Annotated in this window: 14 protein-coding genes; 9 read left to right on the plus strand and 5 right to left on the minus strand. The window is 73.3% G+C overall.

Translation table 11 applies throughout. The features are described 5' to 3' along the window. Positions 1-147 precede the first annotated feature (147 nt). A complete protein-coding gene (locus A8711_RS13920; RefSeq protein ID WP_176722811.1) occupies positions 148-1,137 on the plus strand; it encodes a LacI family DNA-binding transcriptional regulator in 990 nt (329 codons plus the stop codon). A 124-nt stretch (positions 1,138-1,261) separates the two neighbouring features. On the opposite strand, the gene A8711_RS13925 is transcribed toward A8711_RS13920, so the two are convergent. From A8711_RS13925 to A8711_RS13935, 3 genes are all read right to left on the minus strand, one after another. Next, a complete protein-coding gene (locus A8711_RS13925) occupies positions 1,262-4,018 on the minus strand; it encodes a beta-L-arabinofuranosidase domain-containing protein (protein WP_069088441.1) in 2,757 nt (918 codons plus the stop codon). Between the two features lie 56 nt (positions 4,019-4,074). Next, on the minus strand, positions 4,075-5,457 hold the full coding sequence (locus A8711_RS13930) for a glycoside hydrolase family 43 protein (RefSeq protein ID WP_069088442.1): 1,383 nt from the start codon (positions 5,455-5,457) through the stop codon (positions 4,075-4,077). A gap of 182 nt (positions 5,458-5,639) precedes the next feature. Next, entirely contained in the window at positions 5,640-5,852 is a 213-nt protein-coding gene (locus tag A8711_RS13935) for a hypothetical protein (protein WP_069088443.1), read from the minus strand. A gap of 166 nt (positions 5,853-6,018) precedes the next feature. On the opposite strand from A8711_RS13935, the gene A8711_RS13940 reads away from it, so the two are divergent. Next, positions 6,019-7,245, plus strand: coding sequence for a sensor domain-containing protein (locus tag A8711_RS13940; protein ID WP_069088444.1), 1,227 nt, complete (start codon positions 6,019-6,021; stop codon positions 7,243-7,245). Next, a complete protein-coding gene (locus A8711_RS13945) occupies positions 7,233-7,889 on the plus strand; it encodes a response regulator transcription factor (RefSeq protein WP_030499160.1) in 657 nt (218 codons plus the stop codon). The genes A8711_RS13940 and A8711_RS13945 overlap by 13 nt, the downstream gene beginning before the upstream one ends. A 56-nt stretch (positions 7,890-7,945) precedes the next feature. Here the strand turns inward: A8711_RS13945 and A8711_RS13950 are convergent, their stop codons facing one another. Next, positions 7,946-9,112 carry a serine hydrolase gene (locus tag A8711_RS13950; RefSeq protein ID WP_069088445.1) on the minus strand — a complete coding sequence of 389 codons (1,167 nt, stop codon included), beginning with the start codon at positions 9,110-9,112 and terminating at the stop codon, positions 7,946-7,948. 235 nt (positions 9,113-9,347) lie between these two features. On the opposite strand from A8711_RS13950, the gene A8711_RS13955 reads away from it, so the two are divergent. Continuing rightward, on the plus strand, positions 9,348-9,818 hold the full coding sequence (locus A8711_RS13955; protein ID WP_043323332.1) for a hemerythrin domain-containing protein: 471 nt from the start codon (positions 9,348-9,350) through the stop codon (positions 9,816-9,818). Positions 9,819-9,869: 51 nt separating this feature from the next. Here the strand turns inward: A8711_RS13955 and A8711_RS13960 are convergent, their stop codons facing one another. Then, positions 9,870-10,727, minus strand: coding sequence for a hypothetical protein (locus tag A8711_RS13960; protein ID WP_069088446.1), 858 nt, complete (start codon positions 10,725-10,727; stop codon positions 9,870-9,872). A gap of 350 nt (positions 10,728-11,077) precedes the next feature. Between A8711_RS13960 and A8711_RS13965 the strand changes: the two genes are divergently transcribed. From A8711_RS13965 to A8711_RS13985, 5 genes are all read left to right on the plus strand, one after another. Next, positions 11,078-12,694, plus strand: a complete 1,617-nt coding sequence (locus tag A8711_RS13965; RefSeq protein WP_069088674.1) for a cellulose-binding domain-containing protein — start codon at positions 11,078-11,080, stop codon at positions 12,692-12,694. A gap of 163 nt (positions 12,695-12,857) precedes the next feature. Then, positions 12,858-13,682, plus strand: coding sequence for an ABC transporter ATP-binding protein (locus A8711_RS13970; protein WP_043323336.1), 825 nt, complete (start codon positions 12,858-12,860; stop codon positions 13,680-13,682). Positions 13,683-13,710: 28 nt separating this feature from the next. After that, positions 13,711-14,700 carry an iron-siderophore ABC transporter substrate-binding protein gene (locus tag A8711_RS13975; protein ID WP_043323338.1) on the plus strand — a complete coding sequence of 330 codons (990 nt, stop codon included), beginning with the start codon at positions 13,711-13,713 and terminating at the stop codon, positions 14,698-14,700. A gap of 5 nt (positions 14,701-14,705) precedes the next feature. After that, positions 14,706-16,808, plus strand: a complete 2,103-nt coding sequence (locus tag A8711_RS13980) for an iron ABC transporter permease (RefSeq protein WP_069088447.1) — start codon at positions 14,706-14,708, stop codon at positions 16,806-16,808. A gap of 45 nt (positions 16,809-16,853) precedes the next feature. Further along, a complete protein-coding gene (locus tag A8711_RS13985) occupies positions 16,854-17,756 on the plus strand; it encodes a siderophore-interacting protein (protein WP_069088448.1) in 903 nt (300 codons plus the stop codon). The last annotated feature ends 37 nt before the right edge of the window (positions 17,757-17,793 follow it).

Below are 17,793 nucleotides of genomic sequence, written 5' to 3' on the forward strand. Positions count from 1 at the left end.
CCACGGTGGGAACGGTCGATCTGCGGTAGCGATACCGATGGGACCGCTGGCGTAGACTGTCGCCACCCGGGACGGTCCGGTCGAGATCGACCGGGTGTGGCCGCCGCGGGCAGTGGCGAAAGTGAGGTGGCCGTGCGCGGTCCTGCGATGACGGACGTGGCTCGCCTCGCCGGGGTTTCGCACCAGACGGTCTCCCGGGTGCTCAACGGGCATCCCAACGTGCGTGAACAGACCCGGCTGCGGGTCCAGGCCGCCATCACCGAGCTCGGCTACCGGCCCAACCGCGCGGCCCGCGCGCTGGTGACCGGCCGTTCCCAGGTGATCGGCGTGGTCGCGCAGAACACCACGCTGTACGGCCCGGCGTCGCTGCTGGCCGCGCTGGAGCAGACCGCCGCCGAGGCGGGTTTCGCGGTGAGCGTCGGCAGCGTCCGCGACCTCGACCACCGTTCCATCTCGGCGGCGGTGGAGCGGCACCTGGCGCACCGGGTGGCCGGCATAGTGGTGATCGCGCCCGTCGAGTCGGCCGGGGAGGCGCTGGAACGGCTGCCCCACGACGTGCCGCTGGTGACAGTCGACGGCGACCCCCGGCGGCCGATCCCGCTGGTCACCGTCGACCAGGTCGCCGGCGCCCGGGCCGCCACCGAGCACCTTCTCGCCGCCGGGCACCGCACCGTCTGGCACGTGTCCGGCCCGTCGGACTGGTTCGACAGCGCCGGCCGGATCGAGGGGTGGCGCGAGGCGTTGCGGCAGGCGGGCGCCGAGGTTCCGCCGCTGGTCCCGGCGGACTGGTCCGCTGCCGCGGGTTACCGGTGCGGGCAGATGCTGGCCCGGATGCCGGAGGTCACCGCGGTCTTCACGGCGAACGACCACCTGGCGCTGGGCGTGCTGCGCGCGCTGCACGAGCACGGCCGCCGCGTACCGGACGACATCAGCGTCGTCGGGTTCGACGACGTGCCCGAGGCGGCGTACTTCATTCCGCCGCTGACCACGGTGCGGCCCGACTTCACGGCGGTGGCCGCGGCGAGCCTGGACCTCCTGCTGGCCCAGATCGAGTCGGAGTCGGCAGGCCCGCTGCGCCAGACCATCGCCCCGACGCTGGTCCCGCGCCGAAGCGTGGGCCCACCCCCCACCCGCTGACCCACCCGGCGCCCCACCCGCCCTCGCCGATCTTGCACTTCGCGCCCGCAGGATGTCCGGTTGGCGAACTTCGCGGGGGCCGAGAGTGCAAGATCGGCGAGCTGGGGCGGCGGGGGTGGGTGGGTCAGAGGAAGCGCCAGCGCTGGTGGGCGGCGCCGGTGTCGTCGGCGAGGACCGCCTGCGCGCCCTGGGCGCCGGAACCGCCGCTGAGACCGAGGACGCGGCCCCCGTTCGCGCACTGGATCCGGAACCAGCCGCCGCCGCCGTGCCGCAGCCGCCACCTGTGGTCGGCGGCGCCGTTGTCGGCCCACTGGACGATCCGGGCGCCGGCCGCTGTCGAGGCGCCCTCGACGCCCAGCACCTTGCCGCTGTTGCCGTTGCGCAGCCGCAGGTAGCCACCGGTGTCCACGAGCGCGGTCCAGAGGTGGTCGGCGGTCCCGGTGTCGCCCCACTGGATGACCAGCCCGCCGTCGGCGGTGGACATGTTCTGCACGCCGAGCACCAGCCCGCTGCCGAGGTTCTGGATCCGCCGCGCCCCGTTGGGCAGGAACCGCCACTGGTTGTCGAGGCTGCCGTTGTCCGGGTCCTGCACGGCGAACGCGCCCTGGGCGGTCGAGCCGCCGGAGATGCCGAGCAGCTTGCCGGTGTGCACGTTGCGCAGCTTGTGGCTGCCGTCGCCGACGTCGACGACGGTCCAGAGATGGTCGGCGGTGCCGTTGTCCGCCCACTGCAGGATCCGGGCGCCGTCGGCGGTGGACATGTTCTCCACGCCGAGCACCTTGCCGCTGTTGACGTTGCGCAGCCGTAGCGCCGACCCGTCGACCACGAGCTGCCAGTCGTGGTCGGCGGTGCCGGTGTCACCCCACTGCAGCGCGAGCCCGCCGTCTGCGGTGGACATGTTCTGGATCCCGAGCACCAGCCCGCTCGCCGCGTTCGCCAGCCGGAAACTCGCCTCGCCGCCGCCACCACTGCCCGTGCCGACCCGCCAGTAGACCGTGTAGTTGTGCCCGTGGGCGTCGTAGAACGGGCCGAGGTCGACGGTGGCGCCGTCGGCCCGGGCGGTGAACGCGAGACTGCCCGTGCCGGTACGGGTGACCGAGGCCGGGTCCAGCGTCGGCAGCGCGCTCAGCGTGGTGTTGCCGTAGTTGCCGGAGAGCACCACCGGCCCGTACGTGATCGCCGCGACCGCGGCGTCGTCGTTGGCGGCCACCGTCGCCACCCGCATCGGCAGCCGGACCGTGACCGTGTCGCCGGAGGTCCAGTCGCGGGTCAGGGCGGCGTAGCTGCCGGGCGTGGTGGCGATGCCGGCCGCGACGCCGTTGACGCTGACGCTCGCCCCGCTGGTCCACGCCGGGATCCGGATCCGCATCGTCCACGAGCCGCTCACCGAGCCGGTGACGGTCAGCGTCGTGGTGTCGCCGACCGGGTACGAGGTGGCCTGGGTGACGGTGATGCCGCGCTGGCTCCAGGTGAGCACCGAGGGCATGAACAGGTTGACGGTCAGCGTGGTGCCGTTGTGGAAGTAGATCGCGTCCGCGAGCGTGGTGTTGGTCTCCAGCCCGGTGCCCTGACAGCACCAGAAGGAGTTGTAGTCGGTGCTCCAGGTGCCGCCGCCCCACGCCGGGCCGACACCGCGCCGCCCGCCCGGGTTGAGCGGGGTGAAGTACGTGACGTGGCCGTGCGCGTCGGCCGGGTTCTGCTGGCCGATCATGTGGTTGAGCAGCGCGCGCTCGTAGAAGTCGACGTACGCGACCCGGTCCGGCTCGAGCTGCCACAGCTCCCGGGTCAGCTTGAGCATGTTGTACGTGTTGCACGCCTCGCACGTGTCGTTGCGCAGGTAGCCGGCGATCGCGTTCGGGGCGCGGAAGTGCTCGGCCTGGCTGTTGCCGCCGATGGCGTACGTGTGCGCGCCGACGGTGATGGCCCACGCGTTGGTGGCGATGTCCCGGTAGCGGGTGACGCCGGTGGCCTTGTACTCCCGGGCCGCGCCGATCCACTTGGGCACCTGCGTGTTGGCGTGCAGCCCGTTGAGCTGGTCGGAGTTGGCGGCGAGCGGGTTGAACACGGCGGCGTGGTCGAACCGCTGCGCGACGGTGAGCCACCGCCCGTCGCCGGTCTGCTGGTAGAGGTCGGTCAGCACCGCGTTCATGCCGCCGAACTCGGTGCCGAGCATGGCCTGCATCTGGGCCGAGGTGAGCCGGCCGGTGCGCTGGTCGACCCAGCCGGCCAGCGCCAGCAGCACGTCCCGGGCCTGGGTGCTGCCGATCAGCCGCCACACGTCCAGCAGCCCGGCCAGCGTCTTGTGGATGCAGTAGTAGGGGACGTTGCCGTTGCTGAGCGTCCGGGCCTCCAGCGCGGTGAAGTCGGACTCCGGGAAGCCGGACAGGTAGCCGGCGCTGAACCCGGCCGCGCCGTTGTTGGCCTGGCAGCGGGCCAGCTCGGCGACCATGGTGAGCGCCTTGTCCCGGCAGGTGGTGTCGCCGAGCACCGCCCACGCCTGCGCCCAGGCGGTCAGGAAGTGACCCTGCATGTGGGTGCGGAACGGGAAGTTCGGCGCGTCCCAGCCACCGTTGGCGGCGGCGCCGCCGGTGGACAGGCGGTGGTTGGCCCGGAAGTTGTAGAGCAGCCGGTTGACGTCCACGAAGCGCAGGTACGCCACTGTGCGGTTCTCGTTGTCCTGCCACCGGCTCGCGGTCAGCCGGACCTGGCCCGGGTCGAACGCGTACGCGGACACGCCGATGTCGGGGCGGGCCGGTGGCAGCGCGGCGTGCGCCGTACCGCCTGCGGTGACAGACCCGGCAGCGGCGCCGGCGGTCGCCGCGACGGCGGTGGCGCCGGTGGCGCGGAGCAGGAATCGGCGGTTCACCAGGGGAGCGGGCATGGACGGCCTCCGTGGCGGGGGACGGTGGTGGCGGGGACGGTGGTGGTGGGGAACGGCTACGCGGTGACCCGGAAGGTGGCGTCCTGCCGGTCGACCGCGGGGGAGCCGGCGCCGAGCGGATCGATGCGCAGCCGGTAGTCGTAGTGCCGCAGGTAACGGGTGGGGTAGTTGTACGAGCGGAACGACGACCAGGTGGCGTCGGCCAGGCCGGCGGTGCGGTGGAAGGTGGCGTCGGCGCGGAACGTGGCGGTGCCGTCGTTCGGGTCCAGCCGGACCGCGTAGTCGTAGTGCCGCAGGTAGTTGCCGGGGTAGTTGACCGACTCGAACGAGACGCCGGCGGCGTCGGCCAGGCCGGGGACCATCCGCCACATCTGGTCCTGGTACGGGTCGAACGGGTACGCGTCGACGCGGGCGATCCGGTCGGCGTGCCGCACGTAGCGGTCGGGGAAGTTCGACGACTTGAGCCGGACCCAGTTCGGCGTGCCCCAGCGGTTGACCAGCCCGGCGTACTCGGCGTCGGTGATGCCGATCATCGAGCCGTGTTTGGAGTTCAGCGGCGGTGTGTAGTCGCGCTGGTTCAGCGGCGTCCACGAGTTGCCGGAGATGGTCGTCGTGGACCAGGCGTAGTAGTCGTTGTTGACCGGGCTGAACGAGTCGCCCCACAGCCGCCAGCCGCCCTCGTTGGTGCGCAGCAGCAGCGGCGCCTCGATCGCGTTGCCCTGCCGCAGCCCGCTGGTGTACGTGGTGAAGCTGTTCGGCGCGGCGGTGGTGGAGCGGGCGCCGTAGAGATATCCGTCGTCGAGGTTCTTGTAGTAGAGGTACGTGGTGCCACCGTCGACCACCACGTCGCCGTCGAGCACGCCGAAGGCGGGGCTGAAGTAGACCTGCGACGCGCTGACGGTGCGGAAGTCGCTCGTGTAGTTGACGAACAGTACGTCCCGGCCGTTGTTGGCGGAGTAGACGATGGCGTACTGCCCACGGGCGGCGTCCCAGAACGCGGTCGGCGCCCAGGTGTGGGTGTCGAGCGTGTGCATCCGGATGCGCCGGTAGCCGGTGAACGCGGTCAGGTCGGCCGAGTCCCACACGTGCAGGTACTGGCTGGTCAGCCCCCAGTTGGTGCCCTTGAGGTCGGTGGCCAGCACCACGAAGGTGCCGTCGGTCCTGCGCAGCACGAACGGGTCGCGCAGGCCGAGCTGCCCGGCGGTCGGGGTGACCACCGGGTTGTTCTGGTTCAGCGGAGTCCAGTTCAGCCCGTCCCGGCTGACGGCCAGGTGCAGGCCGTAGTCGGCGCCGAGGCCGTTCGGCGTCTCGGTGAAGTAGGCCATCGCGTAGGCGGTGTTCGCCGCCGCGAACGCGCCGCGGGGCAGGCTGAGCGCGCCGGAGGCGGCGGCAGCCGCGGACAGGGCGCCGACTGTGAACGCGCGTCGGGTCAGGGGCACGACGGGGGCCTTTCTCTGCGGTGGAGATGACGGCCGCGTTAACGCTAACAATCCCCCTTAGCCTGGCGTTCATATAGCTGACTGTCAATTGATTCGCAGCGCTGACGCGAACGCCGCAGGGCGGGCCGCTCGTTCTCGCGGCCCGCCCTGCGGCGGCTGTCCGGCGCCCGGCCGGCGAAAGATCAGCGGTTGCGGTAGTGGTCGACGGCGAGCGTCCCACCGCTCAGCAGCGCCAGCGCGCCGAAGGCGGAACCGGCCCACGGGTTGCCGACGACGCTCGACAGCACCACGTTCGCGGCCACGCTCACGATGAGCACCAGCCAGAGCAGCGGGCGCATCCGGGTGACTGACGTCGGGGCGGCGGCGGTCTCGGCGGTACGGTCCAGGTCGTTCACGGCTGCCTCCTCGATGATTTCTGCTACCACCGACAGTAGGGACGGGAGCGGCCGGTAACGATCCCGCCAGCACGACAGTCGTGGTACAGCAGGCTGTACTTTCCGCGCCCGGGCCTGCCGGGCGGCGACAGCGGTGACCTATCGTTTCGCCCGGGGGTGGGCCGGGATGGAGTACGTGCGGCGGCGGTTCCGCGTGGCGGTGGCCGCTCTGGAGCACCTCGTCGGCGGGCTGGGCACCGCAGTGCTGGCCCTGGGCACGCTGCTCGGGACGCTCGTCGTCGCGGCGGCGTGCGTCGGCGGGGTCGGGCTGCTGCTCGTACCCGGACTGCTGCAGGCCGTGCGGTCGGTGGCCGACCGCGAGCGCACCCGGCTGTCCCGGTGGGGGACGCCGATACCGGCGCCCGGCCCGGTCCCGGCCGGGGTGCGCGCGGCGCTGCGCGACCCGGTGGTACGGCGGGAGCTGCGCTGGGTGGCCGTCCACGGGACGCTCGGCTTCGGGGCCGGGCTGCTCGCGCTGGTGCTGCCGATCTACGCCGTGCAGGACATGACGTTCCCGCTCTGGTACCGGCTGGTGCCGCCGGAGGCCGGCGCGCCCGGCATCGGCTGGTGGCACATCGACGGGCTCGGCGACGCGCTCGCGGTCGCCGTGCTCGGGGTCGGCTGGCTGCTTCTCGCGGTCACGACCGGCCCGGCGCTCGCGCGGATCCAGGCCCGGTCGGGCCGGCGGCTGCTGCCCCCGCCGCCCGGGTTCGACCTGTCGCTGCGCGTCGCCGAACTCACCGCCACCCGGGCCGCGGCGCTCGACGCGCACGCGGTGGAGCTGCGCCGGATCGAGCGTTCGCTGCACGACGGCACCCAGAACCGGCTGGTCGCGGTGAACGTGCTGCTCGGCGCCGCCCGGCGGGCGGTGCGCCGCGATCCGGACCGCGCCGACGAGATCCTGGAACGCGCGCAGGACGCGGCCGAGCAGGCGCTCGGCGAGCTGCGTACGGTGGTGCGCGGCATCCTGCCGCCGGTGCTCGGCGACCGAGGGCTGGCCGGTGCGCTCGCCGGACTCGCGGCGGAGTGCGCGGTGCCGTGCCGCCTGTCGGTGGACGTCGACGTGCGCTGCGCGGCCTCGGTGGAGGCCACCGCGTACTTCGTGGTGGCCGAGGCGCTCACGAACGTGGTCCGGCACAGCGGCGCGGACGGCGTCGAGGTCGTCGTGCGCCGGGAACGGGACCGGCTGCTGGTGACGATCACCGACGACGGGCGCGGGGACGCCGACGAGACGCGCGGCTCGGGGCTGACCGGCATCCGCCGCCGGGTCGAGGCGTACGACGGGCGGATGACACTGACGAGCCCACCGGGAGGACCGACGAGGATGCACGTGGAGCTGCCATGCGGATCGTGATCGCCGAGGACGACGCGCTGCTGCGTGAAGGGCTGGCGCTGCTGCTGCGCGCCGAGGACCTGGACGTGGTCGCCACCGCCGGCACGCCGGGGGAGTTCCTGACCGCTGTCGACGAGCACCGGCCGGACGTGGCGATCGTCGACGTGCGGATGCCACCCACCCACACCGACGAGGGCATCGTCGCCGCGGTCGAGGCCCGCCGCCGCCGCCCCGGCCTCGCGGTGCTGGTCCTGTCGGCGTACGTCGAGCAGGCGTTCGCCACCGAGCTGTTCGCGGTCGGCGCCTCCGGGCTCGGCTACCTGCTCAAGGAGCGGGTGGGCCGGGTCGAGGAGTTCCTCGCCGCGCTGCACCGCGTCGCGGGCGGCGGCAGCGTGATCGACCCCGAGGTGGTCGGGCAACTGCTCGCCCGCAACCGGCGGCCGGACACCGCGCTGGCCGAGCTGTCGCCGCGTGAGCACGAGGTGCTGGCGCTGATGGCCGAAGGGCTGGGCAACGGCGCGATCGCCGAGCGGTTGTTCGTCACCGAGGGCGCTGTGCACAAGCACATCCGCAGCATCTTCGCCAAGCTGAGCCTGCCGCCGGACGACCGCGCCGACCGCCGGGTCACCGCCGTGCTGCGCTACCTCGACGACGGCCGCCGGTAGCGCACACGCACGCGCGCCGCCTCGCGGTGAGGCGGCGCGCGGACGGGTCGGCCGGATCAGCGGCGGGTGCCGCACAGGGCCGCGTCGACGGTGCTGGTGACCGCCTCCAGCATCTCCAGGCTGGTCGGCAGCGCGGTCACCGCGACCACGGCGCTGCGCCCGTCGGTGGTGGACAGGTTGCGCGTCTCGAAGCCCTGGATGTCGCCGCCGTGTCCCCAGGCTTGGCCGCCGCAGGGCAGCTCGTGCCGGGCGATGCCCAGGCCGTACTCCCACACCCCGTTGGGCTCGAAGTCGGGCGCCGGCACCGTGCGCGTCAGCGCCGCCTGCTGGGCCGGCTTGAGCAGCTTGCCCGCCAGCAGCGCCTCGAAGAACGTGCGCAGGTCCGACGGCGTGGAGACGAGCTGACCGGCGGCCCAGCCCAGCGACGGGTCCATCCGGGTCACGTCGACCCACGGCGCGCCCGGCTCCACCGCGACGTATCCGCGCGGCAGACGGCCCGGCAGGTCCTGCTCGCCGGTCTGCGGCCAGTACGTGTCACGCAGCCGCAGCGGCTCGATGATCCGCCGGGTGATCTCCTCACCCACCGGACGCTTGGTGACCCGCTCGATGATCAGCCCGGCCAGCACGAAGTTGGTGTTGCTGTACTCCCACTTCTGACCCGGCGGGAAGCGCCGCGACTGGGTGAGCGCCTCGTCCAGCAGCCGGCGCGGGTCGAAGTAGTCGCTGCGGCGGTCCACCAGATCCTGCGCCTCGCTGAACACGACCTCGTCGTAGTCGGGCAGGCCGCTGGTCTGCTGCAGCAGCTGGCGTACGGTGATCCGCCGCCCGTCGTTGCCGTTGGCGCGCACCATCCCGGGCAGGTAGCGCTCGACGGTGGCGTCGAGGTCGATGCGGCCCTCGCCGACGAGCTGGAGGACGACCACCGCGGTGAACGTCTTGGTGTTGCTGCCCACGCGCACCCGGGCGTCGCGGGGGATCGCGGCGCCGGTGCGCAGGTCACCCACGCCCGCGGTGTAGTCGCGCACCCGGCCGTCGCGGCGTACGGAGGCCAGCACTCCGGGGAATCCTTGCTCGGCGACCAGGCCGTCCAGTCGCGTCTGGACGGCGTCGGCGGCGGGACGCCGTGCGGCGGTGGTCGCGGCGGACGCGGCGGGCACACCGAGCGCGGTGACGGTCAGCATGGCCGTGGCGCCGACGGCGATCGGGAAGGTACGGCGGGTCATGGGAACTCCTCGACGGAGGTGAACGGGTACGGCCTCAAGCCTCGCCAGAACCGGTCCCGCGTTCCATCCCGCCAGCTACCGAGCCGGGGTAGCGCTGGCACTACTTGATCGCTCCCGGCGTCGCCGGTTAGGCTCCGCGCAGCGTCGCGTGCCGGTGGCAGACCGTGTCAGGCATGGAGGCGCCGGATCGAAGGGAGCACGACGATGACACTCGTCGTCCCTTCGCCCTCGCCACGTGGCTGAGGGCGAACAGACCAGGCTGGTGGCCTGGAGCCGGGAGATGCGCGCCGTCCACGAGCGGCTGCGCGAGGCGCTTGAGGTGACCCGGCTGGCGCTCGCCGCCGGTGAGCCGGCACGGCCCGCGACACGGGACCTGCTGCTGTTCTGCCACGGGTTCTGCGCGGCGCTGACCGCGCATCACGAGGGCGAGGACCGCAGTCTCTTCCCGGCGATCGCGACGCGCCATCCGGAGCTGCGCGAGACGCTGGACCGGCTGCGACAGGACCACTCGATGATCGGGTACCTGCTGGCCGGGCTGGGTGCGGCGGTGGCTCGCGACGCCCCGCCCGACGAGCTGGCCCGGCACCTGGAGGGCGTGTCGGCGATCATGGAGTCGCACTTCCGGTACGAGGAGCGGCAGCTTCTTTCGGTGCTGGAGACGCTGGCGCTGGACGCCGACCCGGCCGACGTCCTCGGACCGCTGTGACCCCGGGTCGCGGCCCGGCGGGATGCGCGCCGCCGGGCCGCGACCGGGCGTTCAGTTCAGGCCGCAGGTGGCCAGCGCGTCCAGGTTCGGGCGCTGCGCGCCGACCCGGTTGAACGCGATCTCGATGCGGTCGAGCGCCGCGACGCGCTTGCTGCGCAGCGGCCCGAGGATCGCGTTGTCGATGAAGGCCGGTCCGCCCTCGGGGCGCACCGCGAGCTGGGCGAGGCGGGCGTTCGCCTCGGCGATCTGCTTGTCCAGCGTGGCCAGTTCGGCCTGCACCTGGCCGGCGGCCGCAGCCGGGACGGCGGGCAGCGCGACACGCGGGCAGTTGACCGTCCGGGCCGGTCCGGCCGCGTTGCCGTTCTGGCCGCCGGCGTTCCCGTTCTGGCCCCCGGCGTTGCCGTTCTGACCGCCCGCGTTGCCGTTCTGGCCGCCGGCGTTCTGGCCGGCGCCGCCGTTGACGGCGCTCGGCACGCCCGGGGCGTTGAGCGAGCAGGCCGCCAGCGCGTCCAGGTCCGGGCGCGGCGCGCCGATCCGGTTGAACGCGATCTCGATGCGGTCGAGCACGGCGACGCGCTTGCTGCGCAGCGGGCCGAGGATCGCGTTGTCGATGAACGCCGGTCCGCCCTCGGGGCGTACCGCCTGCCGGGCCAGCCGCTCGTTCTGCCGGGCGATCTCCTGGTCCAGGTTGGCCAGTTCCCGCTCCACCTGGGCCGCTGCCGCCGCCGGTACGGCCGGCAGCTTGTCGCGTACCGTCGGGCAGTTCACGGTCTGCGCGGCGGCGGTGGTGGCCGGGCGGTTGTTCTCGCCCGCCGACGCCAGTTGCAGCCCACCGGCGAACAACAGCGCCGCGAGGGCGCCCACCCCGCCGAGCTTCAGGACCGCGGTCTTGCGCGTACCCCTGGCCATGCACCTCTCCTCTGGTTGACCGGGAGGGTGCGGCGGCTGCCGCGCCGTCTCCACGGTGCGAAGTGACGACTGGAGGAATCGTGCTCGTGCCCGCTCCGGCATCGCGGTTCCGGCCGATGTTCCCGTCGGCAGTGGATACGGACGGCGGCGCGAGATCGTTCAGCGCACCCCCGGATGTTTGACCGCATCGACGTCCGTCGTTAGGCTGCGCTGAAAGCGCTTACTGCGCGGGAGACGTGAGCGTTCGGCATGACACGGACGTCCGGGCGACAAGGCCCGCCCCTGACACCGACCGGGCATCGGTGCCGGTAGCGGCGTGGGCACCGCACCACCACCCGGAGGAGACCATCATGATCAACCGACACCGTCGTACGGTGTTGTGGACATCGGCCGCGGCGACGGCGGCGCTCGCCGCGTCCGGCCTGGCCGTCGGCGCGACCGCCGCCCAGGCGGCCGCCGGCTGCCGCGTCGACTACGCCGTCACCGCGCAGTGGGGCGGCGGCTTCACCGCCAACGTCAACCTGACCAACCTCGGCGACCCGCTCAACGGATGGGCCGTCACCTGGACGTTCGCCGCCGGGCAGACCGTCGCCCAGGCCTGGGGCGCCGAGATCACCGCCAGCGGCGCGTCGGTGCGGGCCGCCAACGTCAGCTACAACGGCAGCCTCGGCACCAACGCGAGCACGTCGTTCGGCTTCAACGGCACCTGGAACGACAGCAGCAACCCGGTCCCGGCCGCGTTCGCCGTCAACGGCGTCACCTGCACCGGTGGCGTCACGCCCACCACCGGCACGCCACCGACCAGCGCCCCGCCGAGCAGCCCGCCCCCGAGCACCCCGCCGCCGACGACGCCGCCACCGACCACGCCGCCGCCGGCCGGCGGCGCGATCTACGCCGCGCCGAACGGCACCGCCGGGGCGGCCGGCACCCAGGCCAGCCCCACCACCATCGCCGCGGCGATCACCCGCGTCGGCGCCGGCGGCACGATCTACCTGCGCGGCGGCACCTACAACCTGTCCCAGACGGTCACCGTCGCCGCCGGCAACAACGGCACGTCGAGCGCCCGCAAGAACCTGTACGCCTACCCGGGCGAGACGCCGATCCTGAACTTCTCGGCGATGAGCGAGGACCCGGCCAACCGGGGGCTGGCGCTGAACGCCTCGTACTGGCACGTGCGCGGGCTCGTGGTGGAGCGGGCCGGTGACAACGGCATCTTCGTCGGCGGCAGCAACAACATCATCGAGCGGACGGTGACCCGGTTCAACCGCGACACCGGGCTGCAACTGTCCCGGATCGCCTCCAGCACGCCCCGCGACCAGTGGCCGGCCAACAACCTGATGGTCAGCGTGGAGTCGCACGACAACGCCGACTCCGACGGCGAAGACGCCGACGGCTTCGCGGCCAAGCTCACAGTGGGCGGTGGCAACGTCTTCCGGTACGCGGTGTCGCATCACAACATCGACGACGGGTGGGACCTCTACACCAAGTCCGACACCGGTGCGATCGGCACGGTGACCATCGAGGACTCCCTCGCGTACAGCAACGGCACGCTCAGCAACGGCACCCAGAACGGCAACGGCGACCGCAACGGCTTCAAGCTCGGCGGTGAGGACATCGCCGTCAACCACACCGTGCGGCGCACCATCGCGTACCGCAACGGCAAGCACGGCTTCACGTACAACCGGAATCCGGGCACGATGACGATCTCGAACAACCTGAGCATCGACAGCACCGAACGGAACTTCTCGTTCGACGCCGGCACCTCGGTGTTCCGGAGCAACACGTCCTGCCGCTTCGCCGGCGGCGGCTCCAACGACAAGACGGTCGGCAACGTGGACGGCTCGAACCAGTTCTGGTCCGGCTCCAACGGTTCCCGCTGCGCCACGTACTCCGGTGCCCTGGCCTGGTCCTTCGCCGGCGACGGCCGCCTCACGGTGACCCTCGGCGGCCGCCAGGTCTCGCTCTGACCCCGGCACCCCACCGGGTTGATCATGAGGTTGGCGGCCGGATCGGAGATCGACAACGCCGTCAACCTCATGATCGACCGGGTGAAGGGATGGTGGGGGAGAGGAGATCGGGCCGAAGGACCGGCTTGACAGGATGATCGAGTCTTAGGTTAGCCTAACCTGCGTGACGAGCGAAGTTGCGCGGGCCGACGGCCTGACGGGCAGTGAGCTGCGGCTGGGCTACCACGGCAAGACGGTGGTGCACGACGCCGCCATCACGCTGCGCCCCGCGGCGGTGACCGCGCTGGTCGGCCCGAACGGCAGCGGCAAGTCGACGCTGCTGCGCGGGCTGGCCCGCCTGCACCCGCTGGAACACGGCGAGGTCGTGCTCGCCGACGGCACCCCGGCCCGGGCGCTGTCCCCCCGGGACTTCGCCCGCCGGGTCACGCTGCTGGCGCAGAGCCGCCCCACCCCGAGCGGGGTCACGGTGCGGGACGTGGTCGGCTACGGCCGGCACCCCTACCGGCAGCGGTGGCGCGCCGGCGACCCCGACGGGCCCGCCGCGATCGACCGGGCCATGACCGTGACAGGTGTCGACGGCATGGCCGGCCGGCCGGTCGACGAGCTGTCCGGCGGCGAGCTGCAACGCGTCTGGCTGGCCACCTGCCTGGCCCAGGACACCGCGATCCTGCTGCTGGACGAGCCCACCACGTTCCTGGACCTGCGCTACCAGGTGGAAATCCTCGACCTGATGCGCGACCTCGCCGACACCGCCGGCGTCGCCGTCGGCGTGGTGCTGCACGACCTCAACCAGGCCGCCGCCGTCGCCGACCAGGTCGTGCTCCTGCACGAGGGCCGGGTCCGCGGCACCGGCACGCCGCACGAGGTGTTCACCGAGGCGGCGCTCACCGAGGCGTACGGCATCCGCGTCGAGGTGATCGTCGACCCGGTCACCAACCTGCTCTCCACACGTCCCGTCGGCCGGCACACGACCCGTATCCCCGCCTGACCGATCCCTGCACACAGAAGAGAAACCGATGCTGCGTACCCGCCTGACCCTGCTCGCCGCCGCCGCGGCGAGCGCGCTGCTGATCGCCGGCTGCGGCACCACCGAGGAGCCCGCCGCCGCACCGTCCTCCTCCGACGCCGCGCCCACCGGCCCGGTCACCGTCACCGACAGCCGGGGCAAGACCATCACGCTCAAGAGCCCCGCCACCAAGGTCGTCGGCCTGGAGTGGGGCGAGGTCGAGATGCTCGTCGGCCTCGGCGTGATGCCGGTCGGCGTGGCCGACCCCAAGGGGTACGCCACCTGGGTGACCGCCGCCCCGCTCGACCCGAGCGTCAAGGACGTCGGCACCCGGGGTGAGCCGAGCGTCGACTCCATCGTCGCCCTCCAGCCGGACCTCGTGGTGATGGAGGCCGAGCGCGGCTCCGCCGTCGTCACCCAGCTGGAGAAGTACGTCCCGGTGCTGGTCACCAAGGGCAGCGACGCCTCCGACAACATCGGCCGGATGCGCTCGGACCTGAAGATGATCGCCACCGCGACCGGGCGCACCGCGCAGGCGGACAAGCTGCTCGCCGACTTCGACGCCGCGCTCGCCGACGGCAAGAAGAAGATCGCCGACGCCGGTGCGGCCGGCAAGCAGTTCGCGATCGCCGACGGCTGGAAGGAAGGCAGCACCGTCTCGATCCGGATGTTCGGCGAGGGCGCGCTCGTCTCCCAGCTCGGCATCCAGCTCGGCCTCAAGAACGCCTGGACCGGCAAGACCGACGAGATGTGGGGCCTGGGCCAGACCGACGTCGAGGGCATGACCGTCCTCAAGAGCCAGGACCTGCACTTCTTCTACAACGCCTCGGACGGCACCGACGTGTTCGCCGACGGCCTCGCCGGCAACGCGATCTGGCGTTCCCTGCCGTTCGTCCAGCAGAACAAGCTGCACAAGATGCCCAACGGCATCTGGACCTTCGGCGGCACGCTCTCCGCCAAGCAGTACATCGACGAGCTGGTCAAGGTCTACACGGCTTGAGCGCGATGACCGCCCCCGCCCCACCGGGGCCGGCCACCCGGCCGGCCCCGGCCGGGCCGCCGCCCGCCCGGCGCAGCCGGGTCGCCGGCGCGTTCGCCCTCGCCGCCGCGCTGCTCGTCGCGATCACCGCGGTGCACCTCACCCAGGGCACCTCCTCGGTCGGGGCGCTGGACCTGCTCCGGCTGCTCACCGGCGGCGACGACGAGACCGCCCGGGTGCTCGTCGCCTCCCGCCTGCCCCGGCTGCTCACCGGCCTGGCCGTCGGCGTCGCGCTCGGCTTCGCCGGCGCGGCGTTGCAGTCGACCACCCGCAACCCGCTCGCCTCGCCGGACACGCTCGCCGTCAACGCGGGCGCGCACCTGGCGATCGTCTCCACCGCCGCGTTCGGGATCGCGCTGCCCGCGCTGCCCGCGGGCGGGCTGGCGTTCTGCGGCGGACTCGCCGCCGCCTCCCTGGTCATGCTGCTCTCGGCCGGCGGCCAGGCCGCCACCACCCGGCTCATCCTCGCCGGCTCGGCCACCGCGATGGCGCTGTCCTCGCTGACCATGCTGCTCATGCTGCTGTTCGAGCAGGCCACCATCGGCCTGTTCGCCTGGGGCAACGGCTCGCTCGTGCAGGGCGACCTGGTCGCGTTCACCCAGCTCGCCCCCGTGATCGCTGTCGCCGCACTGGTGCTCGTGGCACTCGGGCACCGGCTGGACCTGCTCGCCCTCGGCGACGACACCGCCACCGTGCTCGGGCTCAACGTGCGTCGTACCCGGCTCACGGTCGTGCTGCTGGCGGTGCTGCTCTCCGCCGCGGCGGTCACCCTGGCCGGCCCGATCGGCTTCGTCGGTCTCGGCGCGCCGGTGATCGTCCGGCTGCTCGGCAAGTGGGTGCCCGAGGTGCACCGGCACCGCGTCCTGATGCCGCTGTCCGGCATCGTCGGCGTGGTCATCGTGCTCGGCTCCGACGTGCTGCTGCGCGCCGTGCTCGGCGGCCAGGCCGGTGTCGACGTGCCGACCGGCGTGGTGACCACGCTCTTCGGCGCGGTGCTGCTGGTGTGGCTGGCCCGCCGCCACCGCGACGCCGGACCGACCCGGCAGGCGCCGGGCGGCCACGCCGCCGTGCGCTCCCGGGGCTTCGTCGCCGCCGTCGTCGCGGTCTGCGCGGTCGTCGTCACCGCCGCGCTGGTGCTCGGCATGCTCGCCGGTGACACCTGGGTGCTGCTGGGCGACATCGTCAACTGGGTGCAGGGCCGCACCGGACCGGCGTACACCTTCGTGCTGGACGCCCGCTGGCCGCGCGTCGCCGCGGCGCTGCTGGCCGGCGCCGCGCTGGCCCTGGCCGGCACCACAGTGCAGGCGGTCTGCCGCAACCCGCTGGCCGAGCCGGGCATCCTCGGCATCACCGGCGGCGCCGGCATCGGCGCGGTGTCGCTGCTGACGTTCGCGCCGATGGCCGGCGTGCTCGCCCTGTCCGGCGCCGCCGGTCTCGGCGCGGTCGTCGCGTTCGCGCTGGTCTACGGCCTGGCCCGGCGGCGGGGACTCAACTCCGACCGGCTGGTGCTGATCGGGTTCGCGGTCTGGCAGGGCGGTACCGCGATCATCACGTTCATCGTGGTGTCCTCCGACCCGTGGAACACCGGCAAGGCCCTGACCTGGCTGTCCGGCTCCACCTACGGGCGCACCGCCCCGCAGGTGCTGCCGGTGGCGATCGCGCTGCTGGTCGCGCTGCCGGTGGTGGCCGCCGTGCGCCGCGAGCTGGACCTGCTCGCGCTCGACGACGACACGCCCCGGGTGCTCGGCGTCCGGCTGGAACGCGCCCGGCTGGTCGCGCTCGGCCTGGCGGCGCTGCTCACCGCCACCGCCGTGTCGGCGGTCGGCGTGATCGGCTTCGTCGGCCTGGTCGCGCCGCACGCGGCCCGGGCGCTCGTCGGCGGGCGGCACACCCGCGTCCTGCCGGTCGCGGTGCTGCTCGGCGCCACCCTGGTCAGCCTCGCCGACACGCTCGGCCGCAGCGTCATCGCCCCCGCCCAGGTCCCCGCCGGTCTGGTCACCGCCATGATCGGCACCCCGTACTTCGTCTGGCTGCTGTGGCGTTCCCGCGCCGCCGCGGCCGCCCGTTGACCCGTTCGCCGACGAACCACCCCCCGCACGTGAGAGGAATGACGCATGACCAGCACCCTGGCCGTCGCGCCCTGGCGAGTCTTCACCGTCGAGGTCCGCGCGCTACGCCGGCTCGGCCCGTCGTTCCTGCGCGTGACGCTCACCGGTCCGGATTTGGACCGGTTCGCCGACAACGGGTACGACCAGCGGATCAAGCTGGCCCTGCCGCCGGTCGACGGCGCGTCGGGGGAGCTGCCCGACGGGCCGGACTGGTTCCCGCGGTGGCGTGAGCTGCCGGACGCGCTGCGCAGCCCGATCCGCACCTACACCGTCCGCGCGGTCCGGCCGGAGGCGTACGAGGTGGACGTGGACATGGCGCTGCACGGCGACGGCGGCCCGGCCACCCGCTGGGCCCGGCGGGCCCGCCTCGGCGACCGGATCGCCGTGGTCGGCCCGGACGCCGGCTGGGACGGCCCGCACGGCGGTGTCGAGTTCCAGCCGCCCGCCGGGGCGACGCTGCTGCTGGCCGGCGACGAGACCGCAGCGCCGGCGATCTGCGCGATCCTGGAGCGGCTGCCCGCCGACGCGCGCGGGCACGCGCTGGTGGAGGTGCCGGAGACCGGCGACGAGCTGCCCTGCCGGCCCCCGGCCGGCGTCACGGTGACCTGGCTGCCCCGCGACGGCGCCCCGCACGGCAGCCGGCTCACCCCGGCCGTGACGAGCCTGGCCGACCGGCTGGTGCCGGTACCTGTCGCGGCGGGCGCCGCACCGCTGGCCGAGGTGGACGTGGACCGGGACATCCTCTGGGAGGTGCCGGAGCGGCCCGACGGCGCGGCGCTCTACGCCTGGCTGGCCGGGGAGGCGGCGGTGATCCGCGGCCTGCGGCGGCACCTGGTCACCGAGCGGGGCATGGACCGGCGCGCGGTGGCGTTCATGGGCTACTGGCGGGCCGGTCGCGCGGAGAACTGATCGTCTCGCGGGAGCGGGCCGGCGCACGACGCGCCGG

The organism is Micromonospora sp. II (genome assembly GCF_001709195.1).
GTDB lineage: Bacteria > Actinomycetota > Actinomycetes > Mycobacteriales > Micromonosporaceae > Micromonospora > Micromonospora chalcea.